General features: G+C 65.9%; 15 protein-coding genes. 9 read left to right on the plus strand and 6 right to left on the minus strand.

Annotated elements, in window-relative coordinates; all coding sequences use genetic code 11:
• Positions 1–48: 48 nt before the first annotated feature.
• The 6 genes from ACFRKB_RS24740 to ACFRKB_RS24765 all read right to left on the minus strand — a co-directional run bounded on the left by ACFRKB_RS24740 (position 49) and on the right by ACFRKB_RS24765 (position 9320).
• Positions 49–1524: an ATP-binding protein gene (locus ACFRKB_RS24740; RefSeq protein ID WP_383108595.1), complete on the minus strand. Its 1476-nt coding sequence runs from the start codon at positions 1522–1524 to the stop codon at positions 49–51.
• A 717-nt stretch (positions 1525–2241) separates the two neighbouring features.
• On the minus strand, positions 2242–3225 hold the full coding sequence (locus ACFRKB_RS24745; RefSeq protein WP_381198056.1) for a PD-(D/E)XK motif protein: 984 nt from the start codon (positions 3223–3225) through the stop codon (positions 2242–2244).
• Positions 3222–5942 carry a Z1 domain-containing protein gene (locus tag ACFRKB_RS24750; RefSeq protein ID WP_383108596.1) on the minus strand — a complete coding sequence of 907 codons (2721 nt, stop codon included), beginning with the start codon at positions 5940–5942 and terminating at the stop codon, positions 3222–3224. Before ACFRKB_RS24750 ends, ACFRKB_RS24745 begins: the two co-directional genes overlap by 4 nt.
• Entirely contained in the window at positions 5926–7356 is a 1431-nt protein-coding gene (locus tag ACFRKB_RS24755) for an ATP-binding protein (RefSeq protein ID WP_383108598.1), read from the minus strand. The genes ACFRKB_RS24750 and ACFRKB_RS24755 overlap by 17 nt, the downstream gene beginning before the upstream one ends.
• Positions 7357–7606: 250 nt before the next feature.
• Positions 7607–8089, minus strand: a complete 483-nt coding sequence (locus ACFRKB_RS24760; protein WP_383108599.1) for an NUDIX domain-containing protein — start codon at positions 8087–8089, stop codon at positions 7607–7609.
• A gap of 10 nt (positions 8090–8099) precedes the next feature.
• Positions 8100–9320 (minus strand): helix-turn-helix domain-containing protein, encoded by a 1221-nt coding sequence (locus ACFRKB_RS24765; protein WP_383108600.1) that lies wholly within the window; start codon positions 9318–9320, stop codon positions 8100–8102.
• Positions 9321–9535: 215 nt separating this feature from the next.
• On the opposite strand from ACFRKB_RS24765, the gene ACFRKB_RS24770 reads away from it, so the two are divergent.
• The 9 genes from ACFRKB_RS24770 (at position 9536) to ACFRKB_RS24810 (ending at position 18619) form a co-directional block, all read left to right on the plus strand.
• A complete protein-coding gene (locus ACFRKB_RS24770) occupies positions 9536–10429 on the plus strand; it encodes a phosphotransferase (protein WP_383108601.1) in 894 nt (297 codons plus the stop codon).
• Positions 10430–10509: 80 nt separating this feature from the next.
• The gene (locus ACFRKB_RS24775; protein WP_383108602.1) at positions 10510–11760 is read left to right on the plus strand and encodes a methionine adenosyltransferase; all 1251 of its coding nucleotides are present in this window, start codon (positions 10510–10512) and stop codon (positions 11758–11760) included.
• Positions 11760–12686, plus strand: a complete 927-nt coding sequence (locus tag ACFRKB_RS24780; protein ID WP_383108604.1) for a phosphotransferase — start codon at positions 11760–11762, stop codon at positions 12684–12686. The genes ACFRKB_RS24775 and ACFRKB_RS24780 overlap by 1 nt, the downstream gene beginning before the upstream one ends.
• A complete protein-coding gene (locus tag ACFRKB_RS24785) occupies positions 12683–13393 on the plus strand; it encodes a histidine phosphatase family protein (RefSeq protein WP_383108605.1) in 711 nt (236 codons plus the stop codon). The genes ACFRKB_RS24780 and ACFRKB_RS24785 overlap by 4 nt, the downstream gene beginning before the upstream one ends.
• Entirely contained in the window at positions 13386–14678 is a 1293-nt protein-coding gene (serS, locus tag ACFRKB_RS24790; RefSeq protein ID WP_383108606.1) for a serine--tRNA ligase, read from the plus strand. The genes ACFRKB_RS24785 and serS overlap by 8 nt, the downstream gene beginning before the upstream one ends.
• Entirely contained in the window at positions 14678–15700 is a 1023-nt protein-coding gene (locus ACFRKB_RS24795) for a glycosyltransferase (protein ID WP_383108607.1), read from the plus strand. Before serS ends, ACFRKB_RS24795 begins: the two co-directional genes overlap by 1 nt.
• Positions 15701–16101: 401 nt before the next feature.
• Positions 16102–16689: a hypothetical protein gene (locus ACFRKB_RS24800; protein WP_383108608.1), complete on the plus strand. Its 588-nt coding sequence runs from the start codon at positions 16102–16104 to the stop codon at positions 16687–16689.
• Between the two features lie 694 nt (positions 16690–17383).
• Entirely contained in the window at positions 17384–18070 is a 687-nt protein-coding gene (locus tag ACFRKB_RS24805; RefSeq protein ID WP_383108672.1) for an SPDY domain-containing protein, read from the plus strand.
• Positions 18071–18316: 246 nt separating this feature from the next.
• Positions 18317–18619 carry a hypothetical protein gene (locus tag ACFRKB_RS24810; RefSeq protein WP_383108610.1) on the plus strand — a complete coding sequence of 101 codons (303 nt, stop codon included), beginning with the start codon at positions 18317–18319 and terminating at the stop codon, positions 18617–18619.
• Positions 18620–18653: the final 34 nt, after the last annotated feature.

Raw genomic sequence — 18653 nt, forward strand, 5'->3', positions numbered from 1 at the left:
AGACGGTGTCGAGCAGAGTAGGGGCGGCCACTGACAACAACTCAGGGCTCATCCGCTCCAGAAACCCTGCAGTTGGTCGAAGGGAGGCATGGTCCGCAACCTCTCACGCGCGGCGGCTGGCGATCGGCCGCCCGAGACGAGTGACTCGTAGATGCGTTCTGCTACCTCGGTAGCCGCCTCGTCGGCGGGCCCTGGACCACCGAACGGTTCCGGGTCGTCGCTCGTGTCCGTCTCATGCATCACGCGGAGGGCGGCGACGGGCACTGTCTCTTCCAGAAGCCGGATCAACGCTCGTACGTCCGCGACGTTGTTGCCGCCGGGTCGCAGAGCAGCTTGGACCAACGGATGGCTGCGGTTGATCCTGCACGTGACCCTGCCGTCCGGTCGGCGCACGTTCCACGCGTATGACAGGGGGTCTCCGTGGGTACGTGCAGCCACCTGTCCACGGTGCCGCAGAACGTCTGCGGCCCTCGCCCGGGCTTGCCGTGCGATGCGATGGAGGTGCGGACGTAGACCCACGGGCGGGACGACGCTGGACTTCCTCACATCTACGCCCCACTCGACGTCGGTCTCGGCCGGGATGTCGACGGCGATGCGCGCCAGGTTGTACTTCTCCTCACGACGCATCCCTCTCTGCCCCAGCCAGTCGCCGGCCAGGATCAGGCGGTTGCGGCGGTAGACATAGAAGCCCTGCTGGTCGAGCCACCCCTGTGGCCCTGCGGCCATGCCGTACTCCTCCGGGGTGAGCCGGTGGGCGCTGGGGAGGATGAACGCTTCGACCCTCACGGAACTGCCGCTGAGAGGCAGTTCCTCCGTGGGGAGCCGCTGGACAGAGGGGTGGTTACCCATGAACGGATCCCAGGGTTTCACCGAGGTTCCGGACACGCGCAGGTTCCGGCGCCGGCTCCCGGTGAGGAATCGGGCGAAGACCATTCCGAGGTGCGACTCCGTGCGGGCTGCCTCGGCGTAGAACTGCTTCTGGGTGCGCTCGTCGTCCTCGCGAACGGCACTGCTGTTGTAGCCGTTGAGTCGCCGCCACAGCACGATTGTCCCGCGGTCAGTGCTGCTCCGAAGCCTGTCCAGCACGGTGGTTGTGTCGACATCCGCTCCGTGGAGGAGCCTCCACTCGCCGGACTCCTCAACGACATCGAGGTCCCAGGTCCGTACGTGCCACACGCCATCGGTCGCTGTGGCCACGGAGAGTTGCCGCGACTGCGAGAACGAGGCGGACTTCAGACCCACGCCGAAACGGCCCAGGTCCGTGGAGGAACGTGAGGTCGCGGGTCCGCGAGCCGCCACGGTCATTGCCGTGATGAGTTCCTGGGCGCTCATGCCCCTGCCGTCGTCGACGACTGCGATCCACGAGTCCCGTCCCGCCCAGGTGAACTCGACGTCGATGCTCCCGGCCTCAGCTGCGATGCTGTTGTCGACGAGATCCGCGACGGCAGCGGGCAGCGAGTACCCCAGGGAGCTGAGCGAAGCCACCATGCCCGCGGGTTCGGGGGCCGCGATGTCGTAGGTCATGGGTGGTTCCAGCCTGCTTCCCCGATACGGGCCCTCTCGCTGTGCGGCTGACTCATGATCCACATGAACCAAAAGAGCCCCCACGAAATCCAGGAGACGCCCCTCCGCGTCGCCATTTTAAGCATCCGGCAAACGCCCGCCCAAGGTCGATGTTAGTAGAGGCGCGGGATCAATCATCCGGTGTTCTGCGGATCTCCGGTCTGCGCGGTGACAGAGACATGGTGACCTTCATCGCCCTACAGCCACTACCGTCATCCGCGGTCGAACTGCCCGAGGCGTTCGACGAACACTGGAGCCACCTGCTCGGTTGCCGTGAGCGAGCTGTGAGCTTCGCTCGGGAGTGGGGCGGCCTTCCGGTTGGGCTGCGGACGCGTTGAACTTGGTCCCGACGTGTTCGGAGACCTGGAACGCCACCGGTGCTGCAGGAGTCGGGCACACCCGAGCGAGATCGTCGAGCCGGTCGGACCCGCAGCTGCTCGTTCGACCGTCGATTGTCGGCAGGTGGGGTCTAGGTCAGCCGCTACGGCTAGGAGGACTGCGATTTCACCGGGCGAGGGGCGGTCTCTGCGCCGGACGGGCGGCGCCATCGATCGGGCTGTGTTGGATCCCGAGGGCCTCACGGCCCACGGCCTCCGCCACCCCCCCATCGGACCGCGATGGAGGACCTCGGTACCGAGAAGGTACTCATGGATGAGCGCATGGGCCACGTCGGCGGCGTTAGATGGGTGACCAGTCTTTGGGATTGGTGGAAAGAAGCCACGACCCACAAGCAGCCAAGTCGAGGTCGTACGAGACTCGTACGACTCCGCTCGGCAACCCAGTTGGGAAGGAGTCGTGAGTCAGCCGAGGGAATTCGTCCGTGACCTGGTAGAGGCACTCCTCAACAATTCGGTAGGGAATCTCATGGGTCTTACGTTGGACGGGGCTGTAACCTCGACTCCCAATCTTTTGTAGGAATCGTTCTCGGGCGGCCGGGTGATCCGCTAGGTCCGTCGCCACCCTGTCGACGAGCTTGGGCAGCGTGTTGTTGGCCAGTTGGTCCCGCATCACGCGGAGGCTGAAGAGATAGAGTTCACCCGTCTCCGGGGCCGCGAGTTGGTCCAGGCTCCGGATCGTGTGGACGCTGCCAGCATCGCCACTACGGGCGGTGGCTTTGACCTCGACGGATGCGTTCGGCCATTGGAAGTCGTGGCGGGATCCCTCGGATGCTGTCCAGGCGTCTATGTGGGTCGGCGTCACGCCGGCCCACCGCACCAGAAACCAAAGCTCCGCAAAGAGAGCCAATGCGTCGTTGTTGGTGAGGCGACTGGAGTCCACCTCCCAGAACCACTTCCACCGCTCAAGGACGTCACCTACAGCGGTGGCCCGCTCCGCTGCCTGCAATGATCCAGCGAGGTGAATGATGTCTGCGGCCACGGCAGCGAAAGTTGTCACTGCTGCTGCGTCCAGGCAGGCAACATCCAGATAATCGCTGACCGGTTGTCCGGCCACTTGATGCTCGCCCACCCGGACTTGGAGGCCCTTGGTGTGGGTGCTCGGTGCCTGTGTGCCTGGCGGCACGTGTAGCAGTAGATGACAGTGCCCGTCGGCATCTACCGCGGCCCACAGATCATCGGCTGGCAGCTTTTCCGCAGACAGCAGGCCAGGAGCTGGCGCATCCGGAATCTGGCTCCACAGATTCTCTAGCTCAGCCGCGTTCATGGGCGCCCTGCCTTATGTCCAACCACGTAGGGAAGGCTCCTCGGGCTCGTGGAGTAGGGAAAGGATACCGCGTATGCCAAAACGCATTCCGGCCGCTCGATTTCCTCATCGAACAACTTTCGTCGGTTCTTCGCGTTGGCGCCCACTCCGCTGCTCGGATCGATGGGGTAGAGGACGAGCAATCCCTCTCGCGGCGACCGCTGGGACCTGAACGCATCACCAAGCGTGGAGAACGTCCCTGACTCCTGCAGCTTACGGGCCTCTTCGATCTGGGCCGGGGTGAGTCCTTGCAGCTCGTCCTCCGGCTCAGTGACCACACCAAGTGAGCTGGGGTCCTTCGCGAGCCTGCTGCGTTGGATCATTGTCACTTCAGGATGCCCCGAGATGCCCAAATCGACTGTACGGTGCTCGTTTTGCTGGACGCGGGCAGACGAGACCATCACCCGCCAGGATACAAGTTCGTTGTGCTGGGTCTGAGCCTGAATGTAACTCGCGACGGACGGCACGTCGAAAGCGCTTTGGTCGCTGAACCGAAACAATTCGATAAAGCGAACAATGGCCTCGACGCTGACGCCTTCCCAGTTTAGACGCCCAGGGTCTGCGTGGTGTGGTGGCCCCAAGGGGCCCAGTAGAGCGCGAGTGGTTCCGAGGTTCTCACTACACAGGTCAAGAATCATGGGGTCGTCGAACGGGAAGCGGAGGGTCTGGAGTTTCCTGCCATCGAAGGATTCCTGCTGAAGCGAGGTGTCCTTCATCTTGTTCTTGGCTGTCGGCAGCATTTTCTCGTGGCTACGGATTCGTGGCGCGGCATCCCATGGTTTGAGTTTCCGGCGCGCGTAGTGCTCTATCTGCCGTCGAAGCTCCTCCTCGATCGTGGCCAGGTCATGGAACCACGTGACAAGGAGCTGGGTGCTGTACAAGCGCGTCAGGTCGACATAATCGCCTCGGTAACCAAACCAACGCCCCATCTGCAGGAGCGTGTCGTAGTAGGGGCTGCGTCTTACGAAGTACGAGACGAGGAGTCCCTCGATGGTGACACCTCGGGAGAGCTTGTTGCCTCCGACCAAGACGGCCTTAAGGTCCGGTTCGATCTCGAAGTCGAGCTCGTCTTCATGGTTTGAGTTCAGGATCCGGACCTCTACTCCTGGTGTGAGCAGAGCGTCCAAGTGCTGCTCCAGTTTCTCGAACGGCACGTCATTGTCGAGGTCCATCGACGAGGTGAGTGGACGGAACTCCATGTCCCATCGATCACTTAGCACGGGAAGGAAGTTCTCCCGGTCATAGCGCCACTGCTGTCGCATGTGACCGAGCTCGGCGGTGATCTCGGCAGCGAGCTTGTCTTGGGCTTCCTTGCGCATGTCAATATGCACAAGCATGGTGCAAGGCTGATCGGCGCCGTTCCGTGCCATCCGACCAGCAGCTGCCAACAAGAAATCAATAAGAGAAGCTTTGAGAGTGCTTGGGATTACGGGAGTGTAAGGCTTTCGTTTTCCCTTCGGAGGAATGACCTGCTCCACCTCGATTTCCGGAACGATCCGAATTACGTCAAGCCCTTCGACCTGCCCGACCTCGCCGGGGAGCTGCTCGCGGCCGAACAGACGGTCAGAGCCTACGTATTTCTGGCCAGGAGGATGGGGGAGGGTGAGGATGAAGTCCCGTGGGAACAGGTCATCTCCACCTTCGCGGTCTTCCGCGTTGGGGTTGATGAGAATGTTGGCGAAGGGGGTCGCCGTATAGGCAACGTAGGACACCCGCGCGAAACAGCGCAGCAGCCTTCGGATGCGAAGGTTGATCGCGCTGGGGTCCAGTTCGTCGTCTGCCGGTGTCTCGCCGTCGAAGTCCGCTGCCCTGAGGTCAAGGACCTCGGACACTGGCTCGTCATCGGGACGGTTGCCCCCCGTGTTCACTGACGCTTGGTCGGCCTCGTCGTCGACGACAAGCACCGGCACATGTTCAGGAACCTTGTTTTCGAGCCAGTCAAGAAGCCGGTCCAGGCGTGTCTTGTTCTTCTTGACCACCAGGATGACCTGGTTCTGTCCCTGCAGAGGTCCGACATTGACTCCTGGGTCGAAGTCGCCATCGAGGTCGTCCCGGGTCAACCAGGTCCAGTACTTCTCCGGGTCTCCTTGTCCCACGCCTTTGGGGAACGGAACGTTCTCGTGGCCAAGGTCGCGCTGAAGGCGCCTCTGCGTCTGCTGGCGTAGCGTGTTGTGGAGCCCGGAAAGCACGATGATGATCTTGTAGCCGGCGTCGGACGCCTTGGCTATCAGGGCGGAGAAGTTGCTCGTCTTGCCGCTCTGTACGTGCCCCACGACGAGGCCGCGCACAATGAACGGTTCCGGGTGTCGCGGGTTCTCCAGGTGGGCCAATACTCGGTCACTCGCCAGGTCGACGCTGTCGATCTCGTAGTCCTGACGGCGCAGTACGTGGCTGAGGAAGCGCCGCTGACGTGCCCAGTAGTAGCCCTCGGCGGTGTTCCAGTTCTCAGCCCAGGGCCGCGGCCCCCCTGTAGCGGTGAGCTCGGTCGGGCGCACAGTACGGATGATGGTCGTGGTCCGCTGCTGCTGTTCCCAGTGGCGGCGAACGGCGTCGTGGTCCTCTGCCGGCACGAGGCCGGGGTAGCGGGAGAGGCTTTCCTCAAGGGTCAGTTTGTCCCTGTCCATGATGGCCTTGAGGACAAAGAGGTGGCCCTCTACGCGGTCACCAACCGAGGTCATGAGCCACCTCCGGAGACATAGTGTGCAGGGCCGAGACGATCCGGTTGAGTGCCTCGGTCTCGCCGACTTGACTAGCGGCAGCTTCCAGTGCCTCACGCGCTGACAGTGGAGCGGCGTCCGCCACCCGCGAGGTTGTGCCGGCGCCCCGGTGATCTGCCAACGCAGGTGAGAAAGCAGTGGGCTTGAAACTCGACGCCTGCTCGTGGCTGGGGTCGGGCTGGCTGGAGGATGGACGTATGGTGGGCGCTGGTGACGACAACGCGGCACCTGACCGCTTGGGGGGTCTGGGCGGCGGGCTCGGAGGTCGTTGCTTCTGGCGGTAGGCAGTGTCGGCCGCCCTGCCCCAGGTCGTCACCAGGGGTGTGAGCTCCTTGCGGAGCTCCTCGGGCAGTGTGACGGAAGCCTTGGCCACGTTGACGCCGAAGGCGCTGTCGAGCTCCGGGAAGAACTCCAGCGATATACGGGCGAGTTTGGCGTGCTCATCGACGGCTCGCAGGCGACACCAGCCACCGGACTGGATCAGACGTTCGGCTCGGTAGATGTAGAAGCCCTGCTGTCGATTCCAGCCCTTGGGTCCCGAGGCCCGCTTCCATACAGCCTGCGACGAGAAGTGGTTCTGGTTGGGGAGTACGAAGGGACGCAGACGCACAATCCCGTGGCCGTCTAGGGAGCGCACCTCCATGTCCTCCTCCTGCAGGGCGGAGGTGCTCGGCTCTGCACGGCAGAACGGGTCCCACGCTTCCACGGGAGTCCCGTTCACCGTGATTTGAAGCGGCTCCCGGTCGTCAACCTCTCCAGCAAGGAAGCGATGGAACACCATGCCCAAGTGCTGGTCGATGTCCTCGGCATGAGCGATCAGCTGCTTCTTCGCCCAACCTCCGAACGGATCCTGATACCGGAGAACGCGGTCGAGGCCCTCCCACAGGACGACCGTGCCAGAACCCTCACCGAGCACAGCCCGGGTCGGCTCGGGCAACTCATCAGGGGGCAGGTCGAAGATCTCCCAGTCGTCGACCTCGTCGATGTGGTCGAGGTCGAGCTGACGGGCCTCCAGCGCGGCACCGGGAGTGTCCGCACGCGACACCACGGTCATCTTTCGACACTGGGAAGTGGACGCAGACTTGAGCCCGAAGCCGAAGCGCCCCAGCTCCGTCCCGTTGTACTCACGGTCGCTCCCATAGCGGAACGCCTCGCTCAACGTTTCGGCGTCCATGCCTCGCCCGTCGTCCGAGATACGGATCCAGGAACGCGTGCCGTCGAAGCGCACAGTCACGTGCACAGTCGTTGCGTCCGCGGAAACGCTGTTGTCGACGATGTCTGCCACGGCGTGACGCAGGTCGTAACCCAGGTTGCGAAGCGAAGTCAGCGTGCGCCGCGCTCGCGGCACCACTTGGATGGTCTTGCGTACAGCCACGAACGGCCCCCCACTCGAAACTTCCCCAATCCTGCCATCTCCAACGGTTATTGACGACGAGTGCTACCGCTGGTCATCTGGGAAGACGGAGAACGATGGGCCCCTTCAGGTTGTCACTCGTATGAGTTCCTGCGGAGCCCCGGAGCGCAGTACGGGCAGGGGGCCGTGCATCGCTGGTTTGAGAATCGCCACTACGGTGAACCTTCGCTGCCCAGGATCGTCACGCGTGCTGGGGCCAAGCGGCCCCTGGTCAAGCCCCTGTTTCTGGCGACACCCCTTGTTCCAGGTAGGCGGTCAGGCCGGCTGCGTGGGCCTGGATCCCCGCGGTGATTCGGCGTGCGAGGCGGGGGATAGTGAGCTCGGGCAGTTGCTCGGCGTGGTGGAAGTCGTAGCTGCGGAGCTCGTCGGCTTGCAGCGCGATCTGCTGGCGCTGGTGCGCGCTGAGGCGGCCACCGTCGAAGAGGTAGAGGACCTTGTCTCCCTCTCCCGGATTCGGTGCCCAGTCCACGACGAGCAGGCGGCCGATGTGGGGCTTGATCCCCAGCTCTTCGTGGACTTCGCGTACGCAGGCTTGTCGGGGAGACTCCCCATGCTCGACGTATCCGCCGGGGATGTCGCGGTAGTCCTTGTACGAGGGTTCGACGAGCAGGACTCGGTCGGCGTCGTCGAAGAAGAGTGCGCCGGCTGCCATGCGCGGGTGGGCCATCTTCGCTTCGTGCTCGTTCTCGCTCACGGGACGGACTCTAACCGCCGACGACGCCGAGTCTGCGTGCCAGGTCTGCCACCGGCTGGGACGGGCGGCCTCGGGTACCTCGGATCCAGCCGATGACCAGTTCCCGGCTCAGGTAGTGGTGGCGCACCTGCTCGGGGGCAGCCTGTTCGGCGTCCAGCAGGGTGGCCAGGGCTTCGTCGGTCCGGTTCCAGGCGCTGAGTGCTCGGGCGACTTCCAGGTTGTGCCTCACGCGGCGTTCTACCGGCAAGCCGCTGGTGTCGATGCGTTGTCCGAGGTCCGCGGCTATCTGGATGTCTCCGAGCTCTCCGGCGGTGGCGACGCAGTGGATGGCCACGTTGGTCGGGCCGAAGGCCGTCCACAGGTGGTTGGCATCGGTGCCCAGCCGCTGTGCGGCTTCGTCGGCTTCTCGAAGGAAGGTCTGTGTCGTCGCCCGGTCCTCCGCTCGGGCGGCCGCCATGGCGCCGGCGAGGAAGAGGGTGCCGTAGACCGAGAGGTATTCGTCGTTCGCGGTGTCCAGGCCGGGCTGCATCACCGCCGCCGCATCGTTCACCAGCTGGACCGCCGGGGTGAAGCGCCCGGTGGCCAGCAGGCAGTGTGTGACCGCCCGGAAGAGCGAGCCCGTCACCACGCTCTGGCCGCTGTGCTGCGCGGCCGCCAGGCCGCGGTCGGCGGCGATCCATGCCAGCTCCGGCTCCCCGACCTTGCCCAGCACCATGGCCGCGCCTTGGTAGGTCAGGGCGAGTAGGGCATGAGCCTCCTCCCTCTTGCCCCCCGAGTACCCGCGGGATGCGGCGAGGGCATCGGCCAGTACGAGGGGAAGGCGTCGTGTGGCGAAGCCGTATCGAGACGCCTGGTAGGCGTCGAGGATCTCCTTCACGTTGGCCCGAAGGTCCTTCAAGCCGGGCGGTTCGTCATCGGGCGGAGGCCCCAGCAGCGGCGTGAGCTGCTTGTAGTCCATGAGGGCTTCGCGCAGGGCGGGGACCGTGCGACGGCCGCTGTCGTTCGACCACTCCATGAGGGTCGGCTCGGCGAGCAGGTCTCCGAGGGAGACGTCGAGGGCCTCGGCGAGTGAGGTGATCACCGAGAGCCGGTCGAGCTCGATCCGATTGTTCTCCGCTTTGCTCAGCCAGTCCGTGGTCCGCCCGACAAGGCCGGCCAGGACTTCTTGGGAAAGGCCGCGTCGGCGCCGGTACCAGGCGACGCGCTCGCCGATGGTCAGGTTCTCTGTCATCCCTCGCATGTCCTGAGCATCACCTCGTGGCCGGAATCGACCCCGGAAAGATTTTCCGGGGTGCTGCGGGGTGCCGTACCTACTGTCGCAGTAGATCGAAAAAGCCGCCGGGCAATGTGGTCAACTCCCTCTGCTTCGGCTGGCTTTGGTGATCGGTCCTGCTTCTCAAATGGGAGCAGGGCACGGCTCGCTGCTACGGACTGGGGGTGTGGAGGGTGCGCAGCACGAATACGGCGGAGCCGTGGATCGAGCAGGGTCTCGGCCCGTTCGGACCGGCAGCTCTCAAGCCGTACTCCAGAACGCGGTTTGCCACGGACGGCAGTGCCTTGCTGAAGATCTACGTGGGCATCGACCCCGAGGGGCGGCGCCAGCGTGAGGTCGCGACGGTCGAGCGCGCTGCCCTGTGGGGTATCTCGGTCCCGGCGGTCCTGGCCACGGGAAACGATGGGGCCGGGTCTTGGACGGCATTCCGAACGGTGGATGGGTCGCCGTGCTCGGTAAGCACGCGCTCAGCGATTGAGGAGTACATCGGTCACGTCGTGGCTGTGAGCGACAGGCTGCACCGGCCTACCGCTGGCGCCACTCCAGGCTCCGGCTGGGAAGCACGGCAAGCGAGTGTCGCTTCCTCGCACCAGTTCCTGCTCGATCAGTTCTCTCCTCGCTGCTGGTCGCTGCCCTGGTGGACGGTGCTGAGTGAGGCGCTCCAGCCGATCGATTCCCATCCGGTCGTTCACCTGCATGGCGACCTCAAGCCCGAGCACCTCCTCGTGGACGGCGAGCGCCTGCACGTCGTCGACTGGGAGGCGAGCGCCTGCGGACCGGCCGTACTCGACTACACCGACGTGGTGTTCCACCTCGTACGCGACCTGCTGTACCGGGGCATGCCGCCCGGACGCATCCCGGTCGATCTCCTGACTCGGTTGCCGTTCAGCGGGCCGGTCCTGGCCTGGCGCCTGCTCCTCTGGCTCGACCGTCGTCGGACGCAGGACATCGACCTCATCACCGCCCACGACGTCTATCGACTCGCTGCCGAGGAACAGGTGGCCTCCGCGTACCGGTCACTCGCTCAGACGGTCGCGCTTCTCCGCGCTGCCGGCGTTCCTCGCTGAATCCTCCGCTCCACCGCTCGTCCAGGCGTGCTGACGCCTGCGCTCATCCCCTTCTATCCACCCCTGAAAGGGAGTTCGTGATGCCTCGTACGAGCACGACCATCGACAACAGCCACATCGTCATCGACACCGGCATGGCCCAGCCGGACGCGACGACCATCGTGGAACGTAAGGGCCTCGGCCATCCGGACACCCTGGCCGACCATCTCGCCGAGCGGTTGTCCCGCGCCTACAGCCGCTACACCGTTCAGCACTTTGGCGCCGTACTGCACCACAACTTCGACAAGCTCGCCCTCCTCGGTGGAGCCAGCGAGGTGCGGTACGGCGCCGGCCGGATGACATCGCCGGTGAGGGTCCTGGTCAATGGGAGGGCTGCGCCGTTGTGCGGCGGCGAGTCGATCCCGGTCGAGGACATAGTGGAGGCCGAGGTCCGGGCGTTCTTCGCCGAGCGACTGCCCGAGGTCTCGGCTCACCTCGACATCGTCTTCAACATCACCAGCAATTCGAGCCCCGGTGCTGTCCTCACCGGCGACGGGGTGCCCGACCGCACCCGGTGGTTCAACCCGCGTTCCGTCGAGGATCTCCGCGAGCGGCGGGTACGGCTCTCCAACGACACGTCCCTCGGCACCGGCTGGGCGCCGGAGAACCCGTTCGAGTCGTTCGTACGGGAACTGGTAGACCACTTCTCCGGGAAGAGCGAGTTCACGCTCGCCCACGCCTGGTGCGGCTTTGACGTCAAACTCATGGGCTACTGGGACGGAGCCCAGGCCGACATCGTGTTGTGCGTCCCCCAGAAGTCGCGTCACGTCGCCAGCCGAGCGGAGTACGTCCGCAACGCGGAGACCGTCCTCGCCGAGTGCCACCGCCTCGCCGGCCTCCGGCTGCCTGGAGCGGAGGCGCGCTTCCGGCTGAATGCTCGCGACGTTCCGGAGAAGGACGAGCTGTACCTCACCTACACCGGCAGTTCGATCGAGTCCGGTGACGAAGGCGTTGTGGGGCGAGGAAACCGGGTCAACGGGCTGATCACACCCTTGAGGCCGATGAACCTTGAGGGCGCCAACGGCAAGAACCCCGTCTATCACGTCGGCAAGCTGTACAACGTTGCCGCGCAGCGACTCGCCAACCGGCTCCACGAGGCGACCGAGGGGCACGCCGAGGTTCACCTGGTGAGCACGACCGGGCAGCGACTCGACCAGCCCTGGCGGATCCTCGTCCGCCTGTCCTCTCCCCACGCCGAGGTGGACAAGGTGCAGGCCCTGGTCACCGAGGCTCTCGGCGAGTTCCCGGCCCTGACGGACGAGCTGGTCTCCGACGGGATCGTGCTGAGCTGATGGCGACGCGGACGCTCGGAGAGGTTCCCGCAGGGTGCCAGCGGCGGCTACTCGCGCACTACGGGCCGGAAGCCCAGGCGTGGCTGGACACAGCACCGGACCTGCTGGAACAGGCCGCCGAACGCTGGAAGTTGTCCCTCGGTGACTACCACGACGCCGGACACGCCTCGGTGATCGCGACAGCCACCGCCCTCGACGGGCGTCCGCTACTCCTCAAGGCATGGACCGACCCCACCCGGTATCGCCACGAAGTGAGTGCACTGCGGCTGTGGGCCGGCGGACCGACGGCGGACGTCATCGAGGCTGCTGACGACCTGGCGGTGGCCGCCCTGGAGCTGGTGGGAGGGCGCCCTGGTGGCGCCGAGCGGCCAGAGCGCGAGGTTCAGATGGTGGCGGCTGCCCTTCAGGGGCTGCACACTCTCGGCCAGCGCCGAAGGCGACCGAACAGCTTCCCGCTGCTCAGCGACCACCTCGGCACGGAGTTGCTGCCGCGGATCCGGCGACGGATGGAGACGCTCGACCTTGACGCATGGCATCTCCTCCTCGACGCCGCGCTCCCGGCGCTCGCAGGACTGCAGGAAGACCCAGGCAGGACGACTGTCCTGCACGCGGACTTGTATCGGGAGAACGTGCCATTCGACTGGCTGGGGCACCCTCGCCTACTCGATCCGCTGCCCATGCTGGGCGACGCGGCATTCGACTGGGCCTTCTGGACCGTCTACTACAACCTTGGGCACGGGACCGACGGGCGGCTGGCCGCTGCCGCCCGGATCTCGCGGATCCCCATTCCCGTACTCGCGCCGTGGTGCAGAGCGCTGGCCCTCGACGGACTCCTCTACTACCTGGAGGCCGGGGACCCGAGAGCGCCGCAGATGGCGGAAGTGCTCGCCGGCCTTTCAGCGTCGACCCCGAGGAGGGGCTCGTGACCACCTACGTCCTCCGCCACGGACAGACGAACCACAGCAAGCGGTACCTGGTCAACGGCGACCCGTCTCAACCCATCCACCTGACCGAGGAGGGTCGACAATCGCTGAGCCTGGGCTGGTCCACCCTCCCTCTCCACACCGTGCGGACATGGCTGACCAGCGAGTTCCCTCGTGCCCGGCAGACGGCTTCTCTGCTGATGGGCGTGCCGGCGGCGGAACTGGTCATCGACCCTCGCCTGAATGAACTCGACTACGGAGAGTTCGAGGGCCGCCCGTTCCTGGAGTACGCGGTCTGGCTTGACGGCCAGGGTCCGAACGAGTGGCCTGTGGGTGGCACCGAGTCCCAGCGCGCCGGCATCCGGAGGATGCTCACCGGATTGCTTGCCACCCTGGAGCGACCCGGACCCCGCGTTCTCGTAGGCCACGGCCTTTTGGCCTCCGTGCTCCTCTGGCATCAGAATCGATCTCCGAAGGAGGCCATGCCGCTCTTCTTCCCGGAGGCGCCGTACGTCGAGCCGATCGCCATACCCGACGACGAGCTGCCGGACTGGATCACGGCGCTGATGAGTGATCTCGACAGGGACGTTCCCGGAGGTCGTGCCGACCGCGGTGGCGCGGACATATTCCGGATCGGTGAGGGCTCGGCGGTTGCTACGGTCGATTCCGTATCCCACCAGCCGGATCAAAAGGATCTTCCTCATGCATGATGCCCGCGCCCTAATCGAAATGGGTGCCGAAGCGGTTCGTCGGCTCGCTCGTCGTGGTTACTCTCTGGACCTGTCCGAGCTGGAGTCCCTCCAGTCTCGGCGCAACCAGAACATCCGCTCGGCCGACGAGCTGCGGGCTGAGTCCAAGCGGGTGGCGAGTGAGGTCCAGCAGACGGCCAAGCAGGGCGGCGACATCTCCAAGCTGAAGGAGCACGCCCGCGAGCTGAAGGACCAGATCCGGGACATCGAGGCCGGGCAGGTGCAGGTCGAGGAGCAGCTCCGCGACCTCCTCCTCAGCATCCCGAACCTGCCGGACGACGCGGCCCCGGACGGCGACTCCGAGGACTTCGCGGTCGAGATCCGGCGGGTCGGCACTCCGCCGGCCTTCCCGTTCGAGCCGAAGGACCACGTCGACCTCGGTGAAGCCATCGGCATCCTCGACTTCGCTCGGGCGACGAAGCTGTCCGGCCCGCGCTTCGCGGTCTCGCGCGGCGCCGGAGCAGCGCTGGAGCGTGCCCTGGCCACACTCTTCCTCGACCTGCACACCCGTCGCCACGGATACGTCGAGCACGCGGTGCCGTACCTGGTCACCCGAAAGACCATGACCGGTACGGGGCAGCTGCCGAAGTTCGAGGAGGACCTGTTCAAGACCGGCGTCGCCGACCGCGAGCTGTTCCTGATCCCGACAGCCGAGGTGCCGCTGACCAACCTCTACGCGGACGAGATCATCCCTCCGGCCGAGCTGCCGCTGGCGCTCACCGCGCACACGCCGTGCTTCCGGTCCGAAGCCGGGTCGTACGGCCGCGACACCCGGGGCCTGATCCGTCAGCACCAGTTCGCCAAGGTGGAGATCGTCCAGATGGTCGACCCAGCGGACGCGGACGCCACGCTGGAGACGATGGTCGGCCACGCCGAGTCGTGCCTTAAGGAACTCGGCCTCGCCTATCGCGTCGTCAAGCTGGCCGCCGGTGACACGGGCTTCTCCGCCCAGCTCACCTACGACATCGAGGTCTGGATCCCGAGCCAGAACACGTACCGCGAGATCTCCTCGGTCTCCAACTTCGGCACCTTCCAGGCCCGCCGGGCCAACATCCGGACCCGTGGCGAGGACGGCAAGCCCAAGCTCGTCGCCACGCTCAACGGCTCCGGTCTGCCTATCGGCCGCACTCTGGCCGCTCTCCTTGAGCAGTGCCAGCAGCAGGACGGTTCCATCCTCCTGCCCGAATCTCTCGTCCCATACCTCGGCTTCCGCCGGATCTCGGTGGACGGAACACCGGAGGCATAGTGCTCGTCGGCGTCTGCGACTTCCCTGGTAGCTACGCATTTCCACCCGCCGGATACGGCGGAATCGAACGATGGCTATGGGCGGTCGCCGCAGGCGCCCGAGCCGCAGGCGCCGACGTACACCTCCTCGGGCCGGGCTGGCTCACGGACCTGGAACACGACTGGGTCCGCAAGCCGGTCCGCCTGGAGGACATCAAGCCCGGAACCCTCTCCGAGCGAGAGCTGCGCGACAGCGGCTACGACCTCCTGGTCGTGGGTCACGAGTACCCGTCCCTTCCGGCCTGGACCCGCACATGGAACGAGCTGGACTGCGACGTCGCCACGTTCCAGCACTCGCCGGTCTTCCAGCACACCGCCACCGCCTTCGACGGCCAGCGGTCGCGGCTTTACTGCTACTCGCCCGAGATGACCGAGCGCTACGCCGGCCACCGGCCGATACCCGAACTCGCTGTTCACCTGGGCCTCCAGGAGGAGGAGCCTCCGGCCACCGCCGGCACCGACCTCGTCTGGCTCGGCCGGATCGACGAGGACAAGGCGCCGCACATCGCGGTGCGGGCGGCACAGATCCTCGGCCGCCGGATCCGAATTGTCGGTCCGGTTTTCGACAAGGAATATGTGCGCCGCCACGAGGACCTCCTCGGGGCCGAACACGTGGAGTGGGTCGGGGAACTCGGTGGCACCGCCAAGACGGCCGCGATCGCCGAGGCGTCTGTCTTCGTCTATACGTACGCCCGTGAGTACGTGGAGGCCGGTGCCGCTGTCTTCGGTGAATCTCTTCGCGCCGGCACCCCCATGGCGGCTCTGACCTGGCGGGAAGGCACATGCGCCCAGGCGGCCCTGTGCAACGAGACCGGTGGCGTCGCCGCCGCTGACCCCCTGGAGGACGACGAGACAGCGGCGCGAAGGCTCGCCGACTCGATTCAGCAGGCGGAAGACCTCGACCACCGCCGGGTCCAGGCGATCGGGATGCAGCGCTTCGACCCGGTCCGCCACTTCCAGGCGATGGCGACGCGATCGTGCTGACCCGCGCGAACCGCGTGCTCGGGGATGACCTGGCCCAGCAGATACCCGGCGTATTGCGTGCTGCGTTAGGCCCCCACTGGGAGTTCACGGTCGACGGCCATCACATACAGGTCCGTCACCCGAACCGCAGTACCCCCTACAGGCCGCCGCGCAGACCGCCCTCATGGAGGGAGCTGCTCGATTCCCTGGAGACTGGCTTCGCCCGAGTTGGGGCCCCACGCGATGCCTGCCTTCCCCTCCGCTGGGGGCGGGAGACCGAACTGACCATCTCCGCGGTCCAGGCACTTGACCCACTTCTCAAGGACGGGCAACTCCGCACGCACCGAAGCGGGTTCCTTCCCCAGCCAGTCGTCCGCTTCACAGGCCAGCGCGAGGCCACCGGCCACTTGAAGGACGGTTTCTTGACCTCCTTCGTCAACATCTCCCGGGTCCAACCCATAAGCAGCCTGGACGAGTACGGGGCCATCCTCGACGGCTGGCTGACAGTCCTATCCCAACTCGGCTTCCACGCACGGCACCTGAGCATCAACGGCGACCTGAGCTCGTGGCGCCGGCGTCAGGTGGAGGGGATCACGCTGCGCTTCCGCCATCTGGACCGCGCCCTTGGCGACATCGTCCTCCTGTGGAACACCGAACGCCCAGGCCGGATGGCCGTAGACCTCGGCAGTGGCTTGGAACGCCTGGCATGGGCTCGCACCCAGGAGCGCTGGCACCAGCTGATCTACGGCAGCTTCGCCGGGACTGCGCCGCCGCCCACGCTGGATGCCATCCGTACGGCCACGCTCCTCCTCGGACACGGGATCACCCCAGCCGCCCGAGGAGCGGGAGGAATCACCCGGCGAGTCATAGGCGCCATCGACCGAGACGCCGCACGCCTTGGCGTCGGGACCCTGGTCCGGGACGTGTACGGCTACTGGTCGCTCTTCGGCATCCTGCGCGCACCGTGGCCGGAGATCGCTCGGGCCATCGAAGAAGAGATGCGCCTGTAGGACGCGCCCGGTATCAGTTCTGTCCTCTGACAAGCGATGTTGACCGGTTGTCAGAGGACTCTGCTCACGGTGCGGCTCCGGTCGTCAGGGACGCGGCCCGAACAGCATCTGCGCAAGACGCTGGCGTACCTCTGGTCGAGCGAGTGCGTCGCCGGTACTGAAGAACGTGATGTCACCCGAGTCACTGATGAGCTGCGGTGCGAAGTATTCGAGCCGAGGATGCTTCTGCATCACGGGGCACGTCGGCTCGTGCGGCAAGCGGTGGCCTCCCCGCCCAGCGCACGAAGTGCAGCGGCCGGTGGCGTCTCGCCGACGCCCGTCTTCAGGCAGCGGCGTCGCCCACCCTTCGCCTTTGCAGTCCTGACAGACGTTGTCCTTCGCGAGGCACCTACAAGCCTCGGTGGTTTCGGCGACCTGTGACTTCATTAGGTGACGGTAGCCAACGCGCATGGGCTGGCGGTTGCAGATCCAGGGAACGGACACATGGCGATCAAACGCACCTGGCAAACGGTCAAGATCACTTATCAAAGGACAAGTTCGCCGGGGGCAGACAGGAAAGACCCCCTGAAGGGCTGGTGCCCGGCGGCAAGCCATGTCAACGTACAACGCTGCTGGTAACTACCCCCGAGTCCAGGAGGCGCCCCTGCACCCGCACCGCCCCAGCGAACCCTCCCATCCTGACTTCCCGGACCCCGTGTACTGGGTCACCCCACGCCACTTGGCCGGCGATGACGATGCGCTCGCCGAGCGTGTCGGGGACACCTTGGCCGGCCTCGGCTGGCGCATGTGGCCCACTGCCCGCCACACCCTGCTGTACGTGAGTCCCGACGGGCTGTGCGGCGCCGAGTGGATTCTTGCGGCCTACCCCTTCGAGCTGGGTGGACTGCCGGTGGCCTGGCAGCTGAGCGCCCGCCCGCATCCCACGTCCGTGATGCCGGAGTGGAACGCGTACTTCACCACCGGCGTCCCGTACGAGGCGCTTGCCGACCTCCTCATGGAGATCGACAGCCACAAGACGCCCGACGTGGGCTTCGAAGGGCCCGAGACCGTCCTCAACGCGCTCTGTGCCCGTGGCTGGATCCGCGACGTGGATCGGCCTCGCACGACTGCGGTGGACCCCGGGTTCTCCTCAAGCGTGTCCCTGGAGATGCTGCCACCGCTCATTGAGGACGCAGACCCGCGCCCCGACCTGGTGGGCTGGCAGGCGTGGGCGGAACCCGTACCTGGTGTCCCGTATCTGTGGTGCGCCAGCTTCAGCGCCAGCGTCCCTCACGGCCTGGTTGCCGCGTTCGCTTCCTCGCTCGCCTCGCCGGTTCCGGTGCCTCGCCGCACTGTGCCCGAGAGCGCTGAGGGGCGGCTCACGGTCGTCCGCCGCAGCTGACGACTCCGCCCCATTGGAGCCGCTGGTGTGCAGCTCGTTCGCCAGTCTCTCCCAGCAGCCGCACGTTTCCCGTGCCCGCCACATAACAGAGAGGAAGAGATCTTGTTCTTTCGACGCGCTCGTGAGGACCGCGGATTTCGTGAGGCGCAGCGTGCGGGCTTTGTGCTGCTCCTGCAACTGCAGGCCACGCAGCCGTGGCCCGATACCCCCGAGCAGAACGCTCCCGCTCCGGCTGAGGAGGAAGCGGTGGCGCCAGACTTCCTGCCGCCGGACTTGCGGGTGCCGTCCCGGAAGGAGGTGGCGGGACTGATGATGCCCTGGAAGCAGCCGCTCGTCATCGACGGAGAGGTCCGTACATGTTCCGGGTGCGGCGCGTACCGGGACTGGATCGTCCTCTGCCTGCGTGACGACTCGATCTGGCTGCACTGCCGCGCCGGCCATGAGACGAACGAGCCCCGTCTGGACGCGGCCTGGTACAACCGCAACTCCGGTCCCGTCGACAGGTTCCACCCCACTCTCGAAGAGGGCTTGCGTCACCTCGGCCACTGAGCCCCCGAAGCCCCTCCATCTCTTCGCATTGCCG

The sequence above is a fragment of the Streptomyces scopuliridis genome, from assembly GCF_042790125.1.
Lineage (GTDB): Bacteria > Actinomycetota > Actinomycetes > Streptomycetales > Streptomycetaceae > Streptomyces > Streptomyces scopuliridis_A.